The sequence below is a fragment of the Rhizomicrobium sp. genome, from assembly GCA_037200045.1.
In the GTDB taxonomy this organism is placed as follows: Bacteria; Pseudomonadota; Alphaproteobacteria; order Micropepsales; family Micropepsaceae; genus Rhizomicrobium.
On sequence record JBBCHM010000001.1, the window covers coordinates 338,714 to 360,410 of the forward strand.

Annotated in this window: 23 protein-coding genes; 10 read left to right on the top strand and 13 right to left on the bottom strand. The window is 64.4% G+C overall.

Annotated elements, in window-relative coordinates:
- The first annotated feature begins 8 nt into the window (after nucleotides 1-8).
- Nucleotides 9-317 (top strand): hypothetical protein, encoded by a 309-nt coding sequence (locus WDM86_01465; GenBank protein ID MEI9988679.1) that lies wholly within the window; start codon nucleotides 9-11, stop codon nucleotides 315-317.
- Between the two features lie 187 nt (nucleotides 318-504).
- Here the strand turns inward: WDM86_01465 and WDM86_01470 are convergent, their stop codons facing one another.
- On the bottom strand, nucleotides 505-954 hold the full coding sequence (locus WDM86_01470) for an HIT domain-containing protein (GenBank protein MEI9988680.1): 450 nt from the start codon (nucleotides 952-954) through the stop codon (nucleotides 505-507).
- Nucleotides 955-1,091: 137 nt separating this feature from the next.
- The gene (locus WDM86_01475; protein MEI9988681.1) at nucleotides 1,092-1,280 is read right to left on the bottom strand and encodes a hypothetical protein; all 189 of its coding nucleotides are present in this window, start codon (nucleotides 1,278-1,280) and stop codon (nucleotides 1,092-1,094) included.
- A 28-nt stretch (nucleotides 1,281-1,308) separates the two neighbouring features.
- On the opposite strand from WDM86_01475, the gene WDM86_01480 reads away from it, so the two are divergent.
- The 3 genes from WDM86_01480 (at nucleotide 1,309) to WDM86_01490 (ending at nucleotide 4,252) form a co-directional block, all read left to right on the top strand.
- On the top strand, nucleotides 1,309-1,920 hold the full coding sequence (locus tag WDM86_01480) for a hypothetical protein (GenBank protein ID MEI9988682.1): 612 nt from the start codon (nucleotides 1,309-1,311) through the stop codon (nucleotides 1,918-1,920).
- 376 nt (nucleotides 1,921-2,296) lie between these two features.
- On the top strand, nucleotides 2,297-2,809 hold the full coding sequence (locus WDM86_01485; GenBank protein MEI9988683.1) for a hypothetical protein: 513 nt from the start codon (nucleotides 2,297-2,299) through the stop codon (nucleotides 2,807-2,809).
- Nucleotides 2,810-2,878: 69 nt separating this feature from the next.
- Nucleotides 2,879-4,252, top strand: coding sequence for a hypothetical protein (locus WDM86_01490; GenBank protein ID MEI9988684.1), 1,374 nt, complete (start codon nucleotides 2,879-2,881; stop codon nucleotides 4,250-4,252).
- A gap of 200 nt (nucleotides 4,253-4,452) precedes the next feature.
- Here WDM86_01490 and WDM86_01495 read toward each other — a convergent pair whose 3' ends face one another.
- The 5 genes from WDM86_01495 to WDM86_01515 all read right to left on the bottom strand — a co-directional run bounded on the left by WDM86_01495 (nucleotide 4,453) and on the right by WDM86_01515 (nucleotide 7,853).
- Nucleotides 4,453-4,821 carry a hypothetical protein gene (locus tag WDM86_01495; GenBank protein MEI9988685.1) on the bottom strand — a complete coding sequence of 123 codons (369 nt, stop codon included), beginning with the start codon at nucleotides 4,819-4,821 and terminating at the stop codon, nucleotides 4,453-4,455.
- Nucleotides 4,822-4,840: 19 nt separating this feature from the next.
- Entirely contained in the window at nucleotides 4,841-5,272 is a 432-nt protein-coding gene (locus tag WDM86_01500; GenBank protein MEI9988686.1) for a pyridoxamine 5'-phosphate oxidase family protein, read from the bottom strand.
- An 8-nt stretch (nucleotides 5,273-5,280) separates the two neighbouring features.
- A complete protein-coding gene (locus WDM86_01505) occupies nucleotides 5,281-5,817 on the bottom strand; it encodes a VOC family protein (GenBank protein ID MEI9988687.1) in 537 nt (178 codons plus the stop codon).
- 29 nt (nucleotides 5,818-5,846) lie between these two features.
- A complete protein-coding gene (locus WDM86_01510; protein MEI9988688.1) occupies nucleotides 5,847-6,989 on the bottom strand; it encodes a cobalamin-independent methionine synthase II family protein in 1,143 nt (380 codons plus the stop codon).
- A gap of 78 nt (nucleotides 6,990-7,067) precedes the next feature.
- Nucleotides 7,068-7,853 carry a citryl-CoA lyase gene (locus tag WDM86_01515; protein MEI9988689.1) on the bottom strand — a complete coding sequence of 262 codons (786 nt, stop codon included), beginning with the start codon at nucleotides 7,851-7,853 and terminating at the stop codon, nucleotides 7,068-7,070.
- A 147-nt stretch (nucleotides 7,854-8,000) separates the two neighbouring features.
- On the opposite strand from WDM86_01515, the gene WDM86_01520 reads away from it, so the two are divergent.
- Nucleotides 8,001-9,173 (top strand): CoA transferase, encoded by a 1,173-nt coding sequence (locus WDM86_01520; protein MEI9988690.1) that lies wholly within the window; start codon nucleotides 8,001-8,003, stop codon nucleotides 9,171-9,173.
- Nucleotides 9,174-9,380: 207 nt separating this feature from the next.
- Nucleotides 9,381-11,654, top strand: a complete 2,274-nt coding sequence (locus tag WDM86_01525) for a TonB-dependent receptor (protein MEI9988691.1) — start codon at nucleotides 9,381-9,383, stop codon at nucleotides 11,652-11,654.
- Nucleotides 11,655-11,685: 31 nt separating this feature from the next.
- On the opposite strand, the gene WDM86_01530 is transcribed toward WDM86_01525, so the two are convergent.
- Nucleotides 11,686-12,498: an IclR family transcriptional regulator C-terminal domain-containing protein gene (locus WDM86_01530; protein ID MEI9988692.1), complete on the bottom strand. Its 813-nt coding sequence runs from the start codon at nucleotides 12,496-12,498 to the stop codon at nucleotides 11,686-11,688.
- Nucleotides 12,499-12,668: 170 nt separating this feature from the next.
- Here WDM86_01530 and WDM86_01535 point away from each other — a divergent pair, with 170 nt between their 5' ends.
- The gene (locus WDM86_01535) at nucleotides 12,669-13,700 is read left to right on the top strand and encodes a uroporphyrinogen decarboxylase family protein (protein MEI9988693.1); all 1,032 of its coding nucleotides are present in this window, start codon (nucleotides 12,669-12,671) and stop codon (nucleotides 13,698-13,700) included.
- Nucleotides 13,701-13,716: 16 nt separating this feature from the next.
- Entirely contained in the window at nucleotides 13,717-14,427 is a 711-nt protein-coding gene (locus tag WDM86_01540; GenBank protein MEI9988694.1) for an alpha/beta fold hydrolase, read from the top strand.
- Between the two features lie 19 nt (nucleotides 14,428-14,446).
- On the opposite strand, the gene WDM86_01545 is transcribed toward WDM86_01540, so the two are convergent.
- Nucleotides 14,447-14,812 (bottom strand): hypothetical protein, encoded by a 366-nt coding sequence (locus tag WDM86_01545; protein ID MEI9988695.1) that lies wholly within the window; start codon nucleotides 14,810-14,812, stop codon nucleotides 14,447-14,449.
- Between the two features lie 396 nt (nucleotides 14,813-15,208).
- Between WDM86_01545 and WDM86_01550 the strand changes: the two genes are divergently transcribed.
- Complete coding sequence (locus WDM86_01550) at nucleotides 15,209-16,204, top strand: helix-turn-helix domain-containing protein (protein MEI9988696.1); 996 nt, start codon at nucleotides 15,209-15,211, stop codon at nucleotides 16,202-16,204.
- Between the two features lie 12 nt (nucleotides 16,205-16,216).
- Nucleotides 16,217-17,230 carry an NAD(P)-dependent alcohol dehydrogenase gene (locus WDM86_01555; GenBank protein ID MEI9988697.1) on the top strand — a complete coding sequence of 338 codons (1,014 nt, stop codon included), beginning with the start codon at nucleotides 16,217-16,219 and terminating at the stop codon, nucleotides 17,228-17,230.
- 369 nt (nucleotides 17,231-17,599) lie between these two features.
- Here the strand turns inward: WDM86_01555 and WDM86_01560 are convergent, their stop codons facing one another.
- The 4 genes from WDM86_01560 to WDM86_01575 all read right to left on the bottom strand — a co-directional run bounded on the left by WDM86_01560 (nucleotide 17,600) and on the right by WDM86_01575 (nucleotide 21,682).
- Nucleotides 17,600-18,340, bottom strand: coding sequence for a DUF3800 domain-containing protein (locus tag WDM86_01560; protein ID MEI9988698.1), 741 nt, complete (start codon nucleotides 18,338-18,340; stop codon nucleotides 17,600-17,602).
- A 273-nt stretch (nucleotides 18,341-18,613) separates the two neighbouring features.
- Entirely contained in the window at nucleotides 18,614-19,420 is an 807-nt protein-coding gene (locus tag WDM86_01565; protein MEI9988699.1) for a CmcJ/NvfI family oxidoreductase, read from the bottom strand.
- Complete coding sequence (locus WDM86_01570) at nucleotides 19,420-20,379, bottom strand: alpha/beta hydrolase (protein ID MEI9988700.1); 960 nt, start codon at nucleotides 20,377-20,379, stop codon at nucleotides 19,420-19,422. The genes WDM86_01565 and WDM86_01570 overlap by 1 nt, the downstream gene beginning before the upstream one ends.
- Nucleotides 20,380-20,527: 148 nt before the next feature.
- Complete coding sequence (locus tag WDM86_01575) at nucleotides 20,528-21,682, bottom strand: LLM class flavin-dependent oxidoreductase (GenBank protein MEI9988701.1); 1,155 nt, start codon at nucleotides 21,680-21,682, stop codon at nucleotides 20,528-20,530.
- Between the last annotated feature and the right edge of the window lie 15 nt (nucleotides 21,683-21,697).

A 21,697-nucleotide genomic window follows, 5' to 3' on the forward strand; every position in this document is an offset into this window, starting at 1 on the left:
AGACTCCCATGGGCTACGTCGCGCTCTTTTTCGCCGGCGCCTTTCTCTGCAATTGCATTCCGCATCTCGTGGCGGGGTTGCAGGGCACGCCGTTTCCGACGCCTTTCGCGCGGCCGCGCGGCATCGGCAGCTCGCCGGCGCTGGTGAACTTCCTGTGGGGTGCGGTCAATTTCGCGATCGGCTTGTTTCTTCTTTCGCGCCATCCGGTCGCGGTCGGGCCCAATGCCGATTGCCTCGCTCTCGCGGCGGGCGCGTTGCTCCTGGGGCTTTATCTCGCACGTCACTTCGGAAAGGTGCGCGGCCAAGCCGTATCGTGATCGGGAGTGAACCAATGGCAAAGGCGACTCCCTGGCCGACCGTTCAACTCGCGCGCTTCGCGGCCGAGTTCGCCCTCCTTTGCGGTAAGCCGTGGAAGGCCTGGGCGGTCCCGGCACGGGGCGACAGCTGCGTCAGGTCCTGCTGGCGGCCGGGGCAGCAACATTCCATTAGGGGCCCCGCGCGGCGTCAATCATAGGCGTGAAGCTGTTCGCCGCCCAGCAGATGCATGTGCAGGTGATAGACGGTCTGTGCGCCTTCGGGGTTGGTGTTGATCACCAGCCGGAAGCCGGACTGATCGATGTGCTTCTGCCGCGCGAGCTTCACGGCGAGGCCGACCATCTCGGCAACGACCGCGGGCGGCGCGTCCAGGATCGTGTTGTAGCGCTTCTTCGGGATGACGAGGATATGCACTGGCACGTCGTGCCGGATGTCATAGAACGCGATGGTGTTGGGCGTCTCGCCGATCCATTTGCTGTGCGGGATGCTCTCGAACGGCGTCGGACCGGCCAGGCTGGCGGCCCGGACTTGCGGCAGGTGCCATTCCGCGAGTTTCCAATAGATCAAGCCGGCCGGATCGAGTTGTCCGACGACAAAGGCCACCAGGATGGCCACGGCAACCCGCCAATGCCTGAACATGTCTTTCGCTCCCAAATCGAACCCCCGAGCCCAAGCGGCCGGACAAGCGACGTTAAGCGATTCGCATAGCACTGGATGTCAGTAGCGGGGATGTCATCGCGGTCCCGGCCTGGCAATGCGAGTCGGCCGGCGCTTCCTTAGGCGCCCGCGCGCGGCGCCGGGCCGGGCGGATGGTCGAGCGCTCTGAGGACGCGGCTGGTGCAAATCAGCACGCCGATCAGGATGATCGCGTAGTGTTTCGCGAAGGCGTCGGTCAGGAACGGCGTGATCGCATCGAACCCGTTGGAATTTCGGACATAGCCGCCGTCCCGCTCCAGTTCGCGCATCAGCGAGAGAATATGGGCCCCGCGTCGTGTGCAGCCGGGCCGCGAGCAGGGCGACATTGGGCTTGAGCTCGCCCGTCGCCGGAAAGCTCCCACCTTTGTCGACCGCCTGGGCCAGGCAGTAGAGAAGAAGCATGCCGCTGCGCCGCGCGGTGACTTTTTGGATGATCGCCAGTTCGGCGCGCGGCCGGTTGGCCGCGCCCAGGAACATGTCGCCGGTCATGGCGCAGATGATGCGAAAGACCTCGGGGTCGTCGAAGCGGTCCGCCAGGCGCTGGGCTTCGGGCTCGATCATCGCCGCCGCGTTGAACTCGATTCGCAGCCGCGCCCTGAAGGCGCCCAGCATGGTCTTGGTCGGCACATAGCGCCGTACCGGTCCGCTCCGCTGTTCGCCGGCCGGTTCGACATAACCGATGACGCGCAGATGCATCAGGATGGCGGTGGCGCGTCCCGAGCTCAAAGATCCGGTCGCGCTGCTCAGATCCCTCAGGCGACGATGCGTCAGGCCGCCGGTCGCGTCGAGATAGAGCGCGAGCACGCCCAGCACGAACCGTCCGGCATCGTCGAATATGCGATGATGGACCGGATTGGCGTCCATCAGCGAAAGCGCCTCGCCGGCGACATGGCGCAAGGGCATCGCTGAACCGCGGACTGGCCCGCATCTCGGCGATCATGTCCTCGGAAACATCGACCCCCGGCGGGAGCTCCCAATGAGCCAGACCGAAAGGAACCAAGACCGAATCGACCATCGGACGCCTTGTACATGTTGACGGCGCCGATACTGCGCGCGACTCGCCGGCTTGTACCAGATTTTTTCCAGGCTTTCCCCCCGAATGTCGTCGATCCGTCCCATGGAGTAGGGCGGGAAGGTGCCTGCTGATCGCCATCACCATGATGGACGAAGCGCGTTTGGCCGAGGCGTCCGCGTGGGACGCTGCCCACCGCCGCGTTGGGCAGGAATGCGGTTTACTCGCCCTTGGTTCGCGACATGATTGCGAAGCACCATAAGCGGGTCACGCATGCAGCCTTTGATCGTTCGCGTCGACACGCCGGCCGCCCGGCAGATCCGGTTCCATTGTCTGGCCGGCGACGAATTGGCCGTGCGCCAAGGCGAGATGCTCGTGTGGCTTCGTCCCGCCGGCCGCATCGGACAAAGCGGCGTCCGGCAACGCCTGGCCTTTGCCTATCGCTCGGACCTCGACGACTGCGCCCTGTCCCTCGAGTTCGGGTTGTTCGATCCTCTGACTGTCGAATATGTGGCGCGCGCGTCGGACAGGATCGCGATGGCGGCGATGGATCGCCGCTGGCGGCCGACCATCGCCCGCCTCGGCCGCATCCCCGGCGAAGCGGCGCGGGTCGCGACGGCCGAGGTCCGGCTCGAAGGGCCTGACATCGTGGCGGCCCGGCGGATCGTCCATCCGTCCTACATCCTCGACCGCCTCATCGCCCGCCAGCGCGCCATCGCCGTCGAGGAAATCGAAGTCATGCTCTATGGTCGAATGACGCGGAACGCCGTGCGCCTGACGGCGTAAGCACGACACGGATTGCATCGCGACGATTCCACAGAAAGAATCGCGGATGGGAGCCCAGGGAAGGACGCTTTGGACACGGAAACGCTGCTCCAGGAAGTGACGGATTACTGCCGGCGCACCGGCATGGCCGAAAGCACCTTCGGCCGCCATTCCGTCAATGACGGGAAATTCGTCAGCCGGCTCAAGCTGGGCGGGCGCGTGACGCTCGAGACGATGGACCGCGTCCACGCCTTCATGCGCCAGCCCGCGCCGCCCAGGCTGCGGGCCTCGTCCGCCAATGGCACCGCCCACCCAGCGCCGCCGCCCGATCCCGAGCGCAATTTCCGCTTCTACGACAACCGTCAGAAATACCTGATGTTCGTCAACACCTGCAGCGAAAAGCGCGAGATCGCCAACCGCGTCTCGCTCGAACTGGCGAACATCCACCCGCGGCCGCCGGCCGTGCGGCTGTTCGATGCCGGCGTCGGCGACGGCACCGTGCTCGCCCGCGTGCTGCGCAGCATGCACCGGCGCTTCGAGCACATGCCGTTCTACGTCGTCGGCAAGGAGATCAGCCTGGAAGACGTGCGCCTGGCGCTGGAAAAGATGCCCGACCGCTTCCTTGAGCATCCCGCGACCGTGCTGATCCTGACGAACCTCTATTATTCGGAGGCGCCCTATCTGCTTCCGTCGTCGGTCACCGCCGCGACCAGCCTGGTGTGGCACGAACTGCCGCTGCGCGGCAGCACGGCGGCGGAGTTCGAGGAACAGATCAGCGATCTCGAGCCCTTCCTGGCGCAGAACTGGCGCGCCACTGTCAGCAAGAAGAGCGGCAATCCGGTCTACGAGAAACCCGTCGTTCTGGTGATCTACCTGGAGGACTGCCGCTTCCTGCTGGACCAGGTGATCCCGCGGCGTGGCTCGATCCACGCCGACTACGATCTGGTGATCGCGTCGCAGCCCTATCGGGCGCGCGCCACCGCCGAATTCAAGGCCAGGAAAGTGATCGCGCCGCTCGCGCAAAGCCTGGCGCCGGGCGGCAGGCTGATCGGCATCCACTCCGCCGGCGCCGATCCGGGCATGGAGATCATCCAGAAAGTCTGGCCGGACGAGCAGCCCTTCACCACGACGCGGCACGACATCCTGCGCGAAACCAAGGCCGCCATGGGCGCGCGGGCGCGGCACTTCAACTTCAACGCCTTGCCCGACGACCGTTCGCACTTCCAGTACGAGATGTACACGCTGCCGAACGAGATCGACGCCCAGGCGACTTCGATCGGCACCTCGACGTTGTTCGCGGCGTGGAACGACGCGGCCTATGTCGCGCAGATCGAGGACGACCGGCTGACCCAGGCGATGCGCGATTCGCGCTATCTCGACGCCACCCGCGACGTCCTCAGGACGCATAACGGGCTGTGGTTCCGCGACGAATCCTACGTCATCTCCCGCAAGCGCGAGATGTGATGTCGGGGCGCTTTGTCCCTAGCCCCCGCAGTGTCATGGCCCGCGAATGCGGGCCGCCCAGTTGAAACCCGCAGAGCTCGAAGATTTTAAGCGAAGATCCGATCCGACGGCGGTGTCGCGTGTTACCTGGGTGGCCCACATTCGCGGGCCATGACAAGTTTGGATCAATTACCAATCAGCCGCGTGCGTCGACCGAGGCTCTACCGTCCCGCCACGATCACGCCGGTGAACTTGCCCGTCGCATCCTCGCCGGCGAAGGTGTCGCCGATCTTGTAGTCCTTGATCGGGAAGCAGGCCGGCTTGGTGCCCGCCGGCTGCGGCGGATCGGTGGTCGTGAAGCAGCTTCCGCCGTCGCCGTCCGCCCAGGTGCCTTTCAGCGTGCTGCCGTTCGGCAAGGTGATCGAATAGGTGTGGTCGGGGTTGACGTAGACCTTGACCACGCTGCCATTGGCATAGGTCGAGACGATAGTGCCGCTATAGGCGCCGGCCCAGGTATCGCCCGCGAGCGCGGGCACCGTGGCGGCCGCCAGCGCGGTGGCCGAGATCAGAAGCTTTGTCGCCAAACGCATGACGTTTCCCCCTTGTCGTTCAATCCGCCCTGATCGGCTGGCCAAGCAGGTCTTCGGCGCGATCCACCTTGATCAGCACGGCCCAGCCCTTTTTCTCCTTGTCCCATTCCTTCTCGGGCGCGATCAGCCGGTCCCACACCTTCTCGTAGACGGGTCCCGATTTGTGCACGCTCGCCGTCCCGTAGAGCCGCACGATACCGCCCATCGGAAGCACGTCGCGCGCGCCGAGATTGAAATAGAACACCGTGACCTTGGTGCCATCGGTCAAATGCGCCGTCGTGGTGCCGCGGCCGCGCTCCCACAGTGAGATATGTCCATCGTCATAGACCTGCGCGCTGCCGCGCGGCGTGATCTGGGCGAAACCGTCGTCGAGCACCGTGCCGATCAGGCAGACATGCTCGGGAAAGGCGCCGTCGATCAGCGGATATATCTTCTTCGGAATGGTCGTCATGGTGGACCTCAGCGGTAGGTATTGTTGGAAGTGTGATCGCCCTTGAGCCAGCGCGCCAGCTCCTCGCGGGCCTTGCTGCGGCGTTCTTCGTTGATTTCATGGGCATTGGGCGCGTCCAGCGTGAATTCGACGGTCAGCCCGTTGGGATCGGTGATGTAGACGGAACGGCAATAGCCGTGTTCGAGGATGTAGGTGTCCGGCTCCTTGTAGCCGGCGGTCTTGATGCGCTCCTCGATGCCCTTCTGCGTCTCGGCGTCGACGTTGAGCGCGATATGGTGGAACGGCGAGAACGGCATCTTGGGGCCGAACTCTTCCTGGTCCTTGGGGTTCGCGAACTGGAAGAAGGCGAGCGCGCCGCCGTCGCCAAGTGCGAAGAAGCAATGGCAATAGGTCCTGAGCGCGCCGAACAATTCGTCGGCCTCGCTCCAAGTCGCGACCAGCGGCAGGCCGATCACGTCCTCGTAGAATTTCCGCGTGGCTTCCATGTCCTTGGTGACATAGGCGTTATGGTGAAGACGGCTCGGGAGCGTCGCTTGCTTGGCCATGGTCCTGCCTTTCGTTTCCTATCCCTGGTTCACCAGAATTGCTTGGAGGCGATTCGCGCGCCTTCTGCGAGCGCGGCGAGCTTCAGCCAGACGACATCGGGGTCGACGCCGCCCTGTCCGACATGGATCGAGAAGCCGCAATCCACGCCGGCCATCACGTTTTCGCGCCCTACGAGCTTGGCGTAGCGGACGATCCGCTGGGCGACCAGCTCGGGATGCTCGATATAATTCGACTGGCATTCGATGACGCCGGGCACCAGCACCTTGCCTTCCGGCGGTTTCATGGTCTCGAACATCTGCCACTCATGCGCGTGCCGCGGATTGGCCGCCTCGAACAGGATGGCGGTCGGCTTGGCATAGGTCAGGACGTCGATGATGTCCGCAAAGGGCACGTCGCAATGATGCGGGCCGGGATAATTGCCCCAGCACATGTGCATGCGAAGCTGCTCGGCCGGGATGTTGCGGACCGCGTGATTGAGCGCCTCGATATGCAGGCGCATCCGCCTGCGGAATTCCTCCAGGCTGAGATCGGCGTATTGCACATGCCGGCCCATCGCGAGGTCGGGGCAATCGAGCTGCAGCGTCATCCCGGCATTGGCGATGGTCTCGTATTCGTAGCGCATCGCTTCGGCGATCGCGTAGAGATATTCCTCGTGGCTCTTGTAATAGTCATTGCGGAAGAACAGCGAGATCACGCCCGGCGACGCCGCGCTGGAGAACAGCCCCTCTACCTTGGCGCCGGCCGCACAGGCCGTCAGGTTCTCGACATCGACTTTCGGCGATTTCAGGTCGCGCACCGAGATCGGCCCGTTGCAGCCCGGCGTCTTGCGCGTCTTGCGGCCCGGATCGCCGAACACGCGCGCTTGGCTCTTGGGAAAGCCGACGAGGTCCTGGAACACGAAGCTGTTGCTGGTGCCGTCGAACCCGTTCAGCCGGTCCTTCACATAGGTCGCATAGCTCGGCTTCGACATCTCGCCGTCATTGACGATATCGACTCCGGCCTCGCTCTGTCGGCGTACCATCTCGCCGATGGCGCCGGTGACGCGCGTGTCCAGCGCGGCGGCGTCCACCGGAATGCCTTCCTCGCGGGCGACCATCATCGCGATGAGATCGTCCGGACGGGGCAGGCTTCCCGTGTGGGTCGTCAGGAAGCGTTCGGTGCTGCGGAGCATGGGATGTTTTCGGATATCGAAAAGTTCTTCGATTTTACGCTATCGTGGCTGAAGCGAAATTGCAAAACACGTTCTGCTCTATTTGGCTTTTACACCGTCATAGGTGATCGCGTCTGCCGCGGCATTCGACATGATGAAGCCGATCGGCCGCTGCGCCTCTTCCTGGAGATGCGCGAGCAGTCCTGCGGTGCGCGCCAGGATCGAGATGCTCTTGAGCGCGGTCAGCGGAAACCCGATCTCCAGCAGGATGGCGGGGATGACGCCGTTGATGTTGATGGGAAGGGGCCGGCCGAGCGCCTCCGGCAGCACCTCTTTCACAGTCTGTAGCATGGCGAGATAAGGCCCCGTCAAACCGCGCTGCTTCGCAAGTGCGAGCAGCACATTGGCGCGCGGATCGCCCTCGGAATGCTGCGGATGGCCGAAGCCGGGAATCGGGGATTTCGTCTTGCGCATCGCGCGGATGCGCTCCGCCGCGACCTCGGCGGCGTTGCCGTTCTTCGAGGCCTCGACAAGATCGTTCAGGAAATAGCCCGCCGTCTCGGCGCTGCCGAGCACCACCGACCCCGAACCGAGCAGGCCGGCGGCGACCGCGCCCTGGATCGCTTCCGGCGCCGCGGCGAAGGTCATGCGGGCCGCCTGCACGCTCGGCACCAGCCCATGCTCGGCGATCGAGACCAAGAGGGCGTTCACGAAGAAGCGCTGGTCGGCGTTCGGCTCCTTGCCCATCAGGAGCAGGAAGAAATAGTCGATGAAGTCGATCTTGCCGATCAGTTCGCTGCACAAATCCTTGCCGCGTATGGTGATCGAGGCGGCGTCCGCCGTGGAGATCGCGGTGAAGGGGGCGTCCTGCTTGCCGATGCGCATGATGTGACTCCGTTTCGTACCGAACCGTCTTGGCGGCGCTGCAACTTACCAAATATCGAAATTGACTTCGACATGCGGAAATCCATAGTCTATCGCCGTCTTTCCCGATAGCGGCCGCGCCAGCCGCGTCGTTCGCCCGGAGTGGCCATGAACAAGGTTCTCGAAGATGTACGCGTCCTGGAAATGGGCACGTTCATCACCGGCCCCGCAGCCGGCATGATCCTCGCCGACATGGGCGCCGATGTCATCAAGCTTGAGCGGCCCAAGACCGGCGATCCCTTCCGCGCCTTCAATGGCGGCCTCTACAGCCCGCATTTCCAGACCTACAACCGCAACAAGCGCAGCCTGACGGTCGACACCCGCAGCGCCGCAGACCTCAAGTTGCTAGACGAACTGGTCGCCAATGCCGACGTGTTCATCCAGAATTTCCGCCCCGGCGTCGCCGATGAGCTCAACGTCGGATGCGAGCGGCTGCAGACGATCAATCCGGCGCTGATCTATTGCGGCATTTCCGGTTTCGGCCATGACGGCCCCGATGCCGAGCGTCCGGCCTACGACACCGTCGCCCAGGCGGCGAGCGGCTGGCTGCGTCTGTTGATCAATCCCAAGAACCCGCGCGTGGTCGGCCCCGCCATCGCCGACGCGGTGACCGGGTTCTACGCCGCCTTCGGCATCCTAGGCGCGCTGCACGAACGCGAACGGACGGGCAAGGGCCGCCGCATCGACGTTTCCATGCTCGAGGCCATGTGCCATTTCAATCTCGACGACTTCACGCATTACTTCTCGCAGGGCGAGATCATGGGGCCGTTCAGCCGGCCGAGCGTGTCGCAGTCCTATGTCTTCGAATGCGCCGACGGCAAATGGGTCGCCATGCACATGTCCTCGCCCGAGAAGTTCTGGCAGGGCCTCGCCAACGCCATCGAGCGGCCGAACCTGTTCGAGGACCCGCGCTTCGCCGACCGTCCGGCGCGGATCAAGCATCAGGACGACCTGATCGCGCTGATGTCCCCCATCTTCAAGACCAGGAGCCGCGCCGAATGGTGCGCGCGTCTCGATGGCGAGGGCGTGCCGTTCTCGCCGGTCTATGATTCGAGCGAAGCATTGCAGGACCGCCAGGCACGGCATCTCGGCATCGAGGTCGAGGGCCAGCACCCGACCATGGGCCGTTTCCGCACCGTCCGCTTTCCGGTGAATTTCGACGGCCATCACGCCACCGCCGTCGTCCCGCCGCCGACCCTGGGCGAGCACGATCAGGCCATTCGCGGCCTGGCCGGCAAGATGTGGCGCCGCCGCGCGCCGGCCTCGGATGCAGCCGAATAGCATCACTGCGCCACAAACTGTCGTAAATTCGAATAGCGAAATTGACTTCGAAGAACGAAATACCTAGCCTTTTCCACTGAGGAGGAATCCATACGCATCCCGAGCCCGCAATAAGGGCATCGCCACGAGTCGGAAGGCCGTTGCGAAAGGATGTGTGCGGATCGAATTGGCCGGCAGAGAACTGTCGCCAACACGCGGGGAGGGCACATGACCGGGAATCATCGTCGTTACACGAGCGGCTTTGCGAAATCGCTTGCTTGCGGCACGGCATTCGCCGCGCTGTTTATCGGCGTCGCGCCGGCCTTCGCCGACGACACGATCGAGACCGTCGTCGTCACCGCGCGCCAGCGCTCGGAAGACATCCACGATCTGCCGGCGCAGGACACAGCGTTCACCGCCAGCGATATTCTCGCCAGGGGCATCACCTCGCCGGGCGACTTCCTGAGCGCGGTCCCGAACGTGACCTTCATTCCGACCCAGAACGCCGGAACGAGTTTCATCGTCATCCGCGGCATTTCCCAGGCGCGCAACAGCGAGCCGTCCGCCGCGATCGTCGTCGACGGCGTGGAAATGACCCAGCCGGCGCAGTTCAACCAGGAACTGCTCGACATCCAGCAGATCGAGGTGCTGAAAGGCCCGCAGGGCGCGCTCTACGGCCGCAACGCCATCGGCGGCGCGATCATCATCACCACGGCGCAGCCGACCGACCAATGGGAATCGCGCTTCACCGCCGGCTATGAGAGCGGCCCGGGCTTCAAGGTCCAGGGCATGGTCAGCGGCCCGATCACCGACACGCTGAAGATCCGCGTCTCGGGCTCCTATTTCGACACCGACGGCCATCTGAGGAACGTCGATGCGGTCGACCCTTCGGCGCGCCGCGATGCCGATCCCGTAAAGGATTTCAACGGACGCGTGGCGCTGCTTTACACGCCGACCGACAACTTCACGGCCGATCTGCGGTTCTCCACCGACATCCTGAACACGCGGGGCCTGTACTACATCGTGCCGCCCTTCGGCTCGCCCAACTTCAACAACCCGAATTTCACCAGCCAGCCGATCGACCTGAACAATTCGGGTTTCGACGACCGGCAGATCTACGATGCGTCGCTGAAACTGACCTACGACACGGGGTTCGGCGAGATTTCCTCGATCACCGGCTACAACACGGTGCGCGAGATCCTGACCGGCGACGGCTATGGTTTCGATCCGTTCGGCCATTCCGATGTCGGCTTCGATTACGGCCAGTCCCAGTTCCTGGACGAGAAGACCTTCTCGCAGGAATTGCGCTTCACGTCGCCGACGACCAGCCGCTTCCGCTATATCGGCGGCGCGCAGCTTTTCGCGACCCAGCGCTATATCTCGACCGGCAATACCTATGACGGCGCGACGGATTCGGGCGTCCAGCCGATCTATCGTGTGCCGAATTCGCAATTCGGTCTTTCGTCCTTCGCCCCGCAATCGCAGATTAGCTTCCTCGCCGACAGCCAAAATCAGTTCGCCTGGGCCTTCTATCTCGACACCTCGACGGAGATCACCGACGACCTCGAATTGTCGCTCAACGCCCGCTACGACAGCGACTACCGCAAGAACACCACGCTGACACCGCAGGAATTCCTCGACGCCAATATAATCACCGGCCGCGCCGCGATCCCGGCGACGACGGGCCAGCAGCGCTCCCACACCTGGGATGCGTTCCAGCCCCAGGCGATCCTGCGCTACACGGTCGACGACAACGTGAACGTCTATGCCAGCTATGGCAGGGGTTTCCGCAGCGGCGGCTTCAACCAGACCGGCGTGGCCACGGCCGCGGCGGTCGCCGGCTTCGACAATGTCGGCGACATGTTCAACGCCGAGACGGCCACCACCTACGAGGTCGGCGCCAAGACCCGCTGGTTCGACGACAAGCTCAGCGTCAACGGCGCGGTCTACACGACCAACGACCACAACGACTATTACTTCGTGTTCCTGGCCTCGAACTCGACGCAGAACCTCGGCAACATCCAAGGCGTGCGCTTCACGGGCGTCGATCTCGACGCCACCGCCCGCATCACCGACGATCTCTCCGCCAATCTAGGCTTCGGCTACACCGATAGCGACGTGACGAAATTCCCCGGCGCGTCGGGCGCGCTGGTGGTCGGCTCGAAGGCGCCGCTGGTGTCCGACTACACCTTCAACATCGGCCTGCAATACGAGCACCAGGTCTGGGACGGCGTGAAGGGCGTCATCCGCTTCGACGACAGCCTGGTCGGTCCGACGACCTTCGTCATCCCGGTCCCGGCGGCGGGCGAGCCGACGCCGATCGCGCGCGATCCCTTGAACCTGGCCAATCTGCGCATCGGCCTGGAAGCCGACGACTGGCGCGTCACCGCCTGGTCCAAGAACCTGTTCGACAAGCGCTACAACACCGAATACTCGACCGGCGGATTCATCTTCAAGGGCGAGCCGCTCACTTGGGGTATCGATTTCACGAAGAAGTTCTGATGGCGATGGCGCGGCGCCAAGCCGCCCCATTTCAATCGGGATGAACCGAACGCAGGAGATAGGGCTGGCGGCGCAGCGCCGTCTCGATGACGCGGGCGGCGTTCTGCAAAATTGGCAGCCGCGTCCGGACCAGTTCGTCGAGCGCGACGCGCGAGGTCGAGGTCGAGCAGTTGATCGCCGCCAGGGAGCGGCCGGCGGCATCCAAGATCGGAACGGCGATCGAGATCAGCCCGTAGTCGAGCTCGTCCTGCGTCGCCGAATAGCCGCTCCGGCGCACATCGGAGAACAGCTTGCGAAGTTCGGCCCGCGAGGTGACGGTGTGCTCGGTGAAGGGCGTGAACGTGCCGGTGTCCAGATAATGGTTGCGCACGTCCTCATGCTCGAAGGCCAGCATCGCGCGCCCCAAAGAGGTCGCATAGGCCGGATAGCGGGTGCCGACGCCGGCCGCCAGCCGCACCATCCGGTTGGTCGAGACATGCACCAGATAGAGGATGTCGGAGCCGCTCAGGACCGCGAGCGAGGAGCTGTCACCGGTCTCGTCGCGCACCGCCTGCAGGTGCGGGCGCACCAGCTCGCCCAGGCTCATCGAATCCAGATAGGCGGACGCGAAGCTCATAACCTCGGGCCGGAGCAGGAAATGGCGGTGGTGCTTGGCGACATAGCCGAGCTTGACCAGCGTGTTCAGGCAGCGCCGCGCCGCCGCCGGCGACAACTTGGTGATTTCCGCGACCTCGCTCAACGTCATCTGCGGGTTGTCGCGCCCGAAGGCGCGCAGGACCGACAGCCCTCTCTCCAAGGTCGAGAGATATTCGGTGTCGGTGTGGGTCTCTGTGTCGGAATCCATCGTCGCTGCGGAAAGGCGTCGGGTACGCCCACTAGAAGCTGCTGCGCCGTTTTTGTCCATGACGGGCGGTCGCGCCGTTTTTCGCACTTCGAAAATTCCACCGCATATAGAAAATGTGTAAGCTCCAACGCCTCTTCAGGCAAGCCACCCAGCAGAAAAGGTCCGTAGCCATGCTTCCGCTTTTCCCGACGAGCCTTGTCGGTTCCTACACGCAGCCGGACTGGCTGCTGGACCGTTCCAAGCTGGCCAAGCGCTTTCCGCCGCGCGTACGCGCCGGCGAGTTGTGGCGCGTCGATCCGCAATGGCTCGAAGAGGCGCAGGACGACGCGACGCGGCTTGCCATCCTGGATCAGGAGCTTGCCGGCCTGGACATCATCACCGACGGCGAAATCCGCCGCGAGAGCTATTCCAACCGCTTCGCCACCGAACTGGAGGGCGTCGATCTCGACAATCCGGGCACAGCGCTCGACCGCAGCGGCCATCCCAATCCGGTCCCGCGCGTCGTCGGCAAGATCCGCCGCCGTGGCCCGGTCGAGGTGCGCGACCTCAAATTCCTCAAGAGCCAGACCGCCAAGCCGGTGAAGATGACCGTGCCCGGCCCCTTCACCATGTCGCAGCAGGCGCAGAACGACTTCTACAAGAGCGAAGAGGAGATGGCGCTCGATTACGCCGCCGCGGTGAACGAGGAGATCAAGGACCTGTTCGCGGCCGGCGCCGACGTGGTGCAGATCGACGAGCCCTATATGCAGGCGCGGCCCGACAAGGCGCGGCAGTTCGGCGTCGCCGCGCTGAACCGCGCTTTGGACGGTGTCACGGGCACCACGGCGGTGCATATCTGCTTCGGCTATGCCGCGATCATCCACGAACGGCCGACCGGCTATTCATTCCTGCCCGAGTTCGAACACACGACGGCCAAGCAGATCTCGATCGAGACCGCGCAGTCCAAGCTCGATTGCTCGGTGCTGGCGACGCTGCCGGACAAGACGATCATCCTGGGCACGCTCGACCTCTCGACCCATGAGATCGAGACGCCTGAGATCGTGGCCGAACGCATCGAGCGGGCGCTGCCCTATGTCGACGCCAAGCGGATCGTCGTCGCGCCGGATTGCGGCCTCAAATACCTGCCGCGCGATGTCGCCTTCGGCAAGATGAAGGCGATGGCCGATGGGGCGCGGATCGTCCGGCAGAAGATCGCGGGATAGCCGCGCTCCTCCATCGATGAAACCCGACCTTTTGCTGCTGCCGGGGATGTTGTGCGACGCGGCGTTCTGGAGCGCCCAGACAGCCGCGCTCGCCGACATCCGCGCGACGCGCGTGGCGCATTACGGTCTTGCCGGCAGCATCGAAGCGATGGCCGAGACCGTCCTGCGCGACGCGCCGGAGGTCTTCGACCTCGCCGGCCATTCGATGGGCGGCCGGGTGGCGCAGGAGATCGTCCGCCGCGCGCCGGCCCGGGTGCGGCGCCTCGCCCTCTTCGCGACCGACTATCGCGGCCACGCGGACGACCCAGCGCGCGATGCCGAAGCCGCGCAGCGCGATGAGACGCTCGCACGGGCCCGCGAGATCGGGATCGCGGCCTGGGCAGCCGAATGGGCTCGGGAGATGGTCGCGCCCGAACGCCTCGAAGATCGGGCGCTGCTGTCGGCGGTCGCCGCGATGTTCGCGCGCTGCACCCTCGATCAGCTTGCGGCGCATGCCCAAGCCGGCCTCACGCGGCCGGACTACTCCGATCTGCTGCCGCGCATCGCCTGCCCGGCGCTGGTCTGCGCCGGCAGCGAAGACCGCCTGCGCACCGTCGAGGCGCATCGCGCGATGGCGGCGCTCATTCCGGGCGCGCGCCTCGTCGTGCTCGATCGCTGCGGCCACATGGTCGCGATGGAGCGGCCGGATGCCGTGACGGCCGCGATGCGCGAATGGCTGTCGCGTTAGCCCACGCCGCGCGGGGCGCCTACGGCTTGCCGGCCACGAGGGTCGCCGTGCACGTTCCGCCGAAGGGGTCGGTCACCGTCCAGGAATCGCCCACGGCCCGGGCCTGGGACGAATTGCAGACCGGCTTCATGTCCGCGCTCGGTGTCGGGTCGGTTTGCGTGTAGCAGATCGTCGATCCGTCGTCCTTCCAGGTCCCCTTGCTCTGCGGATGGCCGGTCGGAATCACGCTGAACGTGCCGTCCTGGGCGACCAGGATCTTCGTCACATCGCCATTGGCGTATTTGCAGGACACGGTGTTGCCGAAATAGCCGGACAGGTCTCCCGCCTGGGCGCCGGACGCCAAAGCGAGAAATGCCGCGGCCGAAAGCGCCAATGTCGTTTTCATTTTTCCCCTCCCTTGCGGCGGCCCCCTACGGGCCGGCCATTGCGAAATCCTATCGCCACACTTTCTACCTTTTAATACGTCGCTTCACCGTCCCGCGGGCGCACGGCCACCGTGCTGCCGGCGATATCGCGGCGGTTGTCGCTGGCTGCTCCGCGTCTTGGTGCAGCGCACAAGAGCGTTCGGTATCTTACCGATTCAACCGTAACGACTCGCTCGCGCCGACTACGCCGAATACAATCTAAGAGTTTGGAATACTGGTACTATTTCTACCAGTTTCTAGAGGCTAAACTGTGACGACAGCGCGAAGAAATTCACGCTGTTGGCATCCGTCGATTGTATGTGGTCCAAATTAATTGCTATCCTGCCGCAAAATAAAAATCATATCGGGAGGTCTGCGTGCTCACATATTCGACGCATGGTTTGCCGTCGCCGGCAAAGGTCTCGTACTGGAACGACATCATCAGCGACGTCTTCGCGCCGCTGGAAACGCGCCCGGCGGTCGGCGGCGAATTCGATGCCGAAGTGCATTGCGCGAATTTCGGACGCCTCAGGCTGGCCAATGCGACGTCGCGCGCCGCCACCGTGCGCCGGTCCCGGGGACAGGCCGCCAAGCTCGACGAGCACCGTTACTTCCTGCACGTCCAGATGCGCGGCCGGCTGCTGATCCGGCAGGATGGGCACGACGCGTCGCTGGACGAGGGCGATCTGGTGCTCAGCGACAGCACGCTGCCCTACACGCTCACCTATGACGACGATTGCAGCACGCTGGTGCTGATCGTCGACGAGGACGAGCTGAAGCGCCATCTTCCGACGCCCGAGGCGATGGTCGGCGTGAAGCTGTCGGGCAGCCAGGGCCTGTCGCGCATCACCTCGCTCATGCTGCGCAGCGTCTGGGACCAGGTGCAGGAAGGCATTCCGGAGGAGCTCGGCTCGCGCATCGCCGACAGCCTGCTCGACATGTTCGCGACCTCCTGCGCGCAGATCAAGGGCGGCGCCGTCGCCGAGGCGGCCGTCATCGGCGCGCGCCGCGTCCAGATCAAGCGCTATATCGAGGCCAATCTGCGCAATCCGGAGCTCAGCGTCCGCTCCGTCGCGGCCGCGTTCGGCATTTCGCCGCGCTATCTCCACATCATGTTCTCGCGCGACGTGGAGACGGTGTCGGATTATGTCCTACGCCGCCGGCTCGAAGAGTGCGGCCGCCAGCTCGCCGATGTGCTGTGGCGCCAGCGCACGATCACCGAAATCGCCTTCGGATGGGGCTTCAACAACGCCACCCATTTCGCGCGCGTGTTCCGCAACCACTATGGCACCAACCCGCGCGACTACCGCAACAGCCGCATCAAATCCGATGCGAAAGAAGCAGACCGGTCGTCGCGGCTGGTCGAGGCCTGATCGGCAAGCATCATGCGCGCATATGAAGTCGCTCCCGGGACGAAGGATCTCTCGGGCCTGACCCTCGTCCAGAGGCCCGATCCCGTGCCCGGTCCGCGGCAGGTGCTGGTGCGCATCCGCGCCGCGTCGCTGAATTTCCGCGACCTCGCGGTGGTGCTCGGCGTCTATCCCGGCCCGCCCGCCGCCGGCCCCGTCATTCCCTTGTCCGACGGCGCGGGCGAAGTCCTGGCGGTGGGGGAGGGCGTCACCCGCTTCAAGCCGGGCGACCGCGTCGCGCCGACTTTTTTCCAGACCTGGATCGAGGGCAAACCGCGGCCGAGCCGCGCGCTCGGCGCGGCGCCGGTCGACGGCGTGCTGGCGGAGAAAATCGTCCTGCACGAGGACGGGCTGGTCGCGCTGCCGTCCTGGATGAGCTTCGAGGAGGGCGCGTCGCTCGCTTGCGCCGCGGTGACGGCCTGGCACGGCCTGATGGTCGCCGGCCATCCGATCCGGCCGGGCGACAGCGTGCTGGTGCTCGGCACCGGCGGCGTGTCGATGTTCGCGCTGCAATTCGCCCGCGCCGCCGGCGCCCGCGTTATCGCGACCTCGTCGCAGGACGCGAAGCTGGAGCGGGCGAAGGCGCATGGCGCCTCCGACCTCATCAACTACAAGACCCATCCCGACTGGGACAAGGAAGTGCTGCGGCTCACCGGCGGCAAGGGCGTCGATTGCGTGATCGAGGTCGGCGGCTCCGGCACGCTGGCGCGCTCGATGGCATCCGTCGGCTATGGCGGCAAGGTTTCGCTCATCGGCGTGCTCACCGGCCCGCACGGCGACACCAATCCGCACGCCCTGATGCTGCGCGGCGCCAGCCTGCACGGCATCTTCGTGGGCAACCGCGTGATGTTCGAGGACATGCTGGCGGCGATGACGGTGAACGCGATCAAGCCGATCATCGACAAGACCTACGCCTTCGAGGACGCCGCCGAGGCCTACAAGCACCAAATGGAAGCCAAGCACTTCGGCAAGGTCGTGATCCGGGTCTGAACCCTTCGAAGCGGAAAGACGGTTCGAATGGCGCGAAAGATGTGTAAGCCGCTGATTGTTTTCGCAAAGGCTCATGGATAGACGCTCCTCTCGCGGTGAGGCGTTGCGGTCTGGATACAGGTGTCGGGATTTGTGTGATTTGGTGCGTGGACCGACTCGGTTCAAGGGGCGGCCGCGAATAAATCCGTAGACAGAGTTATCCTCCATCGACGCGCGCCAAGGATTTGACGTGTAAGTCTTTTGTCAGTCCCGAGTGGGGATGAGCGCAGGGGTTGCCGTGCTGTATTACCGCGAACGATACTCTGTTGCGTAAGATTTATTTGAATCCCTCTCTCCGGCTCGCGGGCGTCGTTGGCGAACGGGGGATGGCTAGTAGATCCTGCGTTGCCGACAAGAGATGCAGTTGCAGCCTGACCCGACTGGCGCGTAGTGAAGAAGTCCATGAATGACCCCTCCAACGGCATCGAATTTTGGGGCAAGGATATCAATGTATGTCGCATCACCCTTTTCGAAGTAGCGGCGAAGTGCATATGCCACCAAATCTGAAAATTGGATCATCCGCGATGCGCACGAATCGACAAATAACGGGACTTCAGACAAATTGTGAAGCTTGCCCCAGCGATGTCCGGCTTTTCTGAAGCCCAGGGCCAGGGCTTGAAGGGAGGTTTCGTATGACGACTTGTCCAAAACGAGCAGCCCGCGCTGAATATCTCCTGCCCTAAACAGCCGAGTTAGGGACAAATCGAACCTATTGCAGATTTGTTCGAACGCGTATTCCATCGGATCATCTGGCGAGATTGCGGCCTTATGAATAGCCGCCCCGAAGAGCCTCACGTGTGCAGAACGGGCGAGAAGATTTAAGGCTTCGATATAGATTTCGCGCCGACGGTCCTTCTTGAGATCGCGCCACTGTTTGCGACCTGCAAATATGTCGACCCCGCGAAATTCCACATTTTCATATTCAGAAGGAAACACATCCTTTGCGAGATTTTCGAGCGCGCGCGAGAGCCAATGAGGCATACGCTCAAAGACGCTAACGCCGGCGAGGATAATGTGTCTGTCGTCGGGGTTCTTTACTGACCCGGAATCGTCGAGATAAAGGATGTGCATGGGGCTGTCATGAAAAAGAAAAGGCGGCCGGGTGAAACACGAGGTTTCAACGAGTTGCTACGGCAGCTCTCCCAACCGCACTTGCTATATAACGGCTAACTATTAAAAAAGCAACTGTGCTCGCATTAAGCCATTGATAATCCAGACGTTTGTGTTGACGGCACCGTCAAGCCTTTGAAATTTCATAGCCAATGGACCTTCGATCTTTGCGTTAACGCTATCCAAATCATCACAGCGGGGACCTGACCATTGTCTCCCGTTGTGGGGGAGAGATTATCCGAGCCAATACGCCACCGCCCGCATCTCGACGCTGCCGCGCGGGACGACGCCCGGCGGGCAGGACGGATCGTCGAACGCCGAATGCGGCACATGATGCGGCGCGCCCGGGTCGCCGTCATTGGTCTTGAAGATCAGCGCCTCGTCGCGCGTCATGCCGGAGAAATAGCACCAGCGATGGCGCGGATCGTACCGCAGCAGCAATCCCTCGAACGACCATTCCGGCGCCCCGCCCGGCGCGTCGAACACCGCGTCGGCGGTCACGAGATCCTCCGGCGCCAGGCTGCGCGCGTCGCACAGCGCCAGCGGCACGTCCTGCGGCGGCGGCGTGATCACCCGCCACACATTGTAATGCGCGAAGCGGCGGACCTGGCGTCCCTCCGGCCGCGACCGCTCGGCGAATTCGCGCGCCGTCGGATCGCTGATGTCGATATGGATGAAGCGCGCCGGCAGCGAATTGAACAGCTTGCCCGACAGCGGCGAGCGCTCGGCGAAGCGCAGGATGCCTTTGCCGGTCACCACGACATGGTCCGCGCCGGTCTCGCGCCGCAGCAGGTCCTCGATCTCCGCGCCGTGAAGCCGCGCCACCTCCGCCTCGTCGCGGAAATCGGCGACGGCGCTTGGGTGCGGCACGAGCGCGAAGCCCTCGACCGCCAGCGACGAGCCGGCGCCGCGCAGATCCTCGATGTCCACTTCGCGCGGGTCGAGAACGAGATTGTCGCGGGAATGATCCTGCGCGTGATAGCGCGGCCGTTCGGACATCGCGGCCAGATAGTTGATACTCGCCCGGACCGTTCGCGGCATCACGCCGCCCTTGCCAGCTCTCGTTTCAGGAACGCATCGATCCGCGCATTGGCCTCGGTGGCGATGGCGTAGGGGAACATGTTGAAGCCGTGGATGCCGCCGGGATAGACCGCCAGCTCCGCCGCGTTCCCCGCCGCGATCCAGCGCGCATAGACGAACAGCGAATCGTCCAGGAACGCATCCAGCGTGCCGACGGTGAAGAGGGCCGGCGGCAGGTTCTTGAGATTGGCGTAGAGCGCCGACATGTCGGGATCGCGCCGCACGGCGGGATTGGGCGCGTAGCGCTCGGTGCAGAACTGGATGTCCTTGGTCTGCAGGAAGAAGCTTTCCTCGCCGATCCATTTCTGGCTCGGCGTCATGGTCGTATCGTAATTGCCGTAGGACAGGTTCGCCGCCTTGAAGCCGGTGAAGCCGTGCTTGTCGCGCAGGCGCACCAGTGTCGGCACGGCCAGCGTGGCGCCGGCCGATTCCCCGCCGATCGACAGCCAGTCCGAGCCGAACTCGGCCTTCGCGTGCTTGGCGAGCCACAGCGCGGCGGTCTCGCAATCGTCCCAGCCTTCCGGATAGGGATGCACCGGCGCCAGCCGGTACTCGACGCTGACGCAGGCGAGCCCCGTCGCGTTCATGATCCGCTCGAGCATCGGATCCTGGTCGGCGGCCGATCCCATGATCAGCCCGCCGCCATGCAGGTGCACATAGACGCCCTTGGGATTGTCCGGCGCCACGACGTGCAGCGCCACCGGCGCGCGCCCCTTGACCTCCGCGGTCAAGGTCCGCGCCCGCGCCGAAGCGGGCGAGGCGAACATCCGCGGCGCCGCCGAACCGTCCGGCGCCGGCGGCCGCTCCCACGGCTTGGGCTGGCCCTTCATCTGCGCCGCGAGGGTCTCGTTGAAGGCGCGGGTCTCCGCCGACACCGCCTCGGGACGGAACAAAGCGGGGTCGAAGGGGTTCAAGCTCATACGTCGCTCCATACTTTTTCCTCCCCGCTGTTGCGGGGGAGGGGGACCGCGAAGCGGTGGAGGGGGCACGCCCCGGCAGGCCCCCTCCGCTTCGTTCGCTGCGCTCACGCAGCACCTCCCCCATAACAATGGGGGAGGAAAGTTGGATTCAAGCCGCCTTCGACTGCGGCTCCCCGATGGTCAGCGGCTGGCAGGTCCAGGTCCGAAGCTCGGGCAGGCAGTGCTTGGCGAAATAGCTGAGATTGTGGTTGACCTCCTCATGCGTCATGCCGCCGGTCCACAGATGCGGGAACAGGCCCTGCGGCTTGCGCACCTTCACGATCTCCTCGAAGCGCCCGAGCACGTCCTGCGCCGTACCATAGAAGGATTGCTGCACCACGCCCTCGACCGCGGGCTCGATGTCCTCGGGCTTGAGGCGCAGCGATTTATAGGCCTCGTAGCCTTTCGTCGCGCCGTGATGCTCCGAGGTCATCTCGTAATGCGCGATCGCCGAGCGGAAGGTGTTCGCCGCATAGGTGCGCGCGAGCTCGTGCGCCCGGTCGCGGCTCTCGTCGACGAAGACGAGGTTGGAGACGAACGGCCCCGGCGGCGGCACGTTCGGATGGAATTCCAGCCACGCCTTCAGCCAAGGATCGTCCGCCTGGTCGGCCTGCACCGGCACGTGCCCGGCCTGGATCTTGCCGCCGCCGAAGGGCGGGCGCTGGGTGTTCGTCACCATCGGCTGGTTGAGGAACAGGCGCGGCAGGCCGAGCTTGGCGGTGGCGCGCAGCGAATCCGGCGTGCCGCCGGCGACGAAGGCGCGGCCCTTCAGCGAGCGCAAAGGCCGCGGCCGGATCTCGCGCCGCGGCTGCTGGAAGATCTCGCCGCCCTCGATATAGCCGGTCTCCAGCGCGTTCATCACCAGCGCCACGACCTCGTCGAACAGTTCGCGCGCCTTGGACTGGTCGATGCGCAGGCCCTCGAACTCCAGTCGCGCCAGGCCGCGGCCGAAGCCGATGACGACGCGGCCGCCCGACAGATGATCGAGCCAGGTGATCTGCTCCGCCAGCCGCACCGGATCGTGCCACGGCGCCACGATCACCGCGGTGCCCAGCCGCATGCGCTTGGTGTTGGCGGCGAGCCAGGCCAGCGTCATCAGCGGCGCCGGGCTGACGGAATAGTCGTCGAAATGGTGCTCGGTCATCCAGATCGAGTCGTAGCCGAGCTCCTCGCCGAGGAGGATCTGCTTCAGCTCCTCCTGCATGAACTGGGCGTCGTCGATTTTCCGGTAGTTCGAAAAGCCGGTGCAAAGTCCGACATGCATGAAATCTTCCTCCTG

Coding starts and splice junctions, on each gene's coding strand:
- WDM86_01465 (MEI9988679.1), top strand. CDS start 9: ATGGGCTACGTCGCGCTCTTTTTCGCCGGCGCCTTTCTCTGCAATTGC.
- WDM86_01470 (MEI9988680.1), bottom strand. CDS start 954: ATGTTCAGGCATTGGCGGGTTGCCGTGGCCATCCTGGTGGCCTTTGTC.
- WDM86_01475 (MEI9988681.1), bottom strand. CDS start 1,280: ATGCGCGAACTGGAGCGGGACGGCGGCTATGTCCGAAATTCCAACGGG.
- WDM86_01485 (MEI9988683.1), top strand. CDS start 2,297: ATGCAGCCTTTGATCGTTCGCGTCGACACGCCGGCCGCCCGGCAGATC.
- WDM86_01495 (MEI9988685.1), bottom strand. CDS start 4,821: ATGCGTTTGGCGACAAAGCTTCTGATCTCGGCCACCGCGCTGGCGGCC.
- WDM86_01500 (MEI9988686.1), bottom strand. CDS start 5,272: ATGACGACCATTCCGAAGAAGATATATCCGCTGATCGACGGCGCCTTT.
- WDM86_01505 (MEI9988687.1), bottom strand. CDS start 5,817: ATGGCCAAGCAAGCGACGCTCCCGAGCCGTCTTCACCATAACGCCTAT.
- WDM86_01510 (MEI9988688.1), bottom strand. CDS start 6,989: ATGCTCCGCAGCACCGAACGCTTCCTGACGACCCACACGGGAAGCCTG.
- WDM86_01515 (MEI9988689.1), bottom strand. CDS start 7,853: ATGCGCATCGGCAAGCAGGACGCCCCCTTCACCGCGATCTCCACGGCG.
- WDM86_01520 (MEI9988690.1), top strand. CDS start 8,001: ATGAACAAGGTTCTCGAAGATGTACGCGTCCTGGAAATGGGCACGTTC.
- WDM86_01525 (MEI9988691.1), top strand. CDS start 9,381: ATGACCGGGAATCATCGTCGTTACACGAGCGGCTTTGCGAAATCGCTT.
- WDM86_01530 (MEI9988692.1), bottom strand. CDS start 12,498: ATGGATTCCGACACAGAGACCCACACCGACACCGAATATCTCTCGACC.
- WDM86_01535 (MEI9988693.1), top strand. CDS start 12,669: ATGCTTCCGCTTTTCCCGACGAGCCTTGTCGGTTCCTACACGCAGCCG.
- WDM86_01540 (MEI9988694.1), top strand. CDS start 13,717: ATGAAACCCGACCTTTTGCTGCTGCCGGGGATGTTGTGCGACGCGGCG.
- WDM86_01545 (MEI9988695.1), bottom strand. CDS start 14,812: ATGAAAACGACATTGGCGCTTTCGGCCGCGGCATTTCTCGCTTTGGCG.
- WDM86_01555 (MEI9988697.1), top strand. CDS start 16,217: ATGCGCGCATATGAAGTCGCTCCCGGGACGAAGGATCTCTCGGGCCTG.
- WDM86_01560 (MEI9988698.1), bottom strand. CDS start 18,340: ATGCACATCCTTTATCTCGACGATTCCGGGTCAGTAAAGAACCCCGAC.
- WDM86_01565 (MEI9988699.1), bottom strand. CDS start 19,420: ATGCCGCGAACGGTCCGGGCGAGTATCAACTATCTGGCCGCGATGTCC.
- WDM86_01570 (MEI9988700.1), bottom strand. CDS start 20,379: ATGAGCTTGAACCCCTTCGACCCCGCTTTGTTCCGTCCCGAGGCGGTG.
- WDM86_01575 (MEI9988701.1), bottom strand. CDS start 21,682: ATGCATGTCGGACTTTGCACCGGCTTTTCGAACTACCGGAAAATCGAC.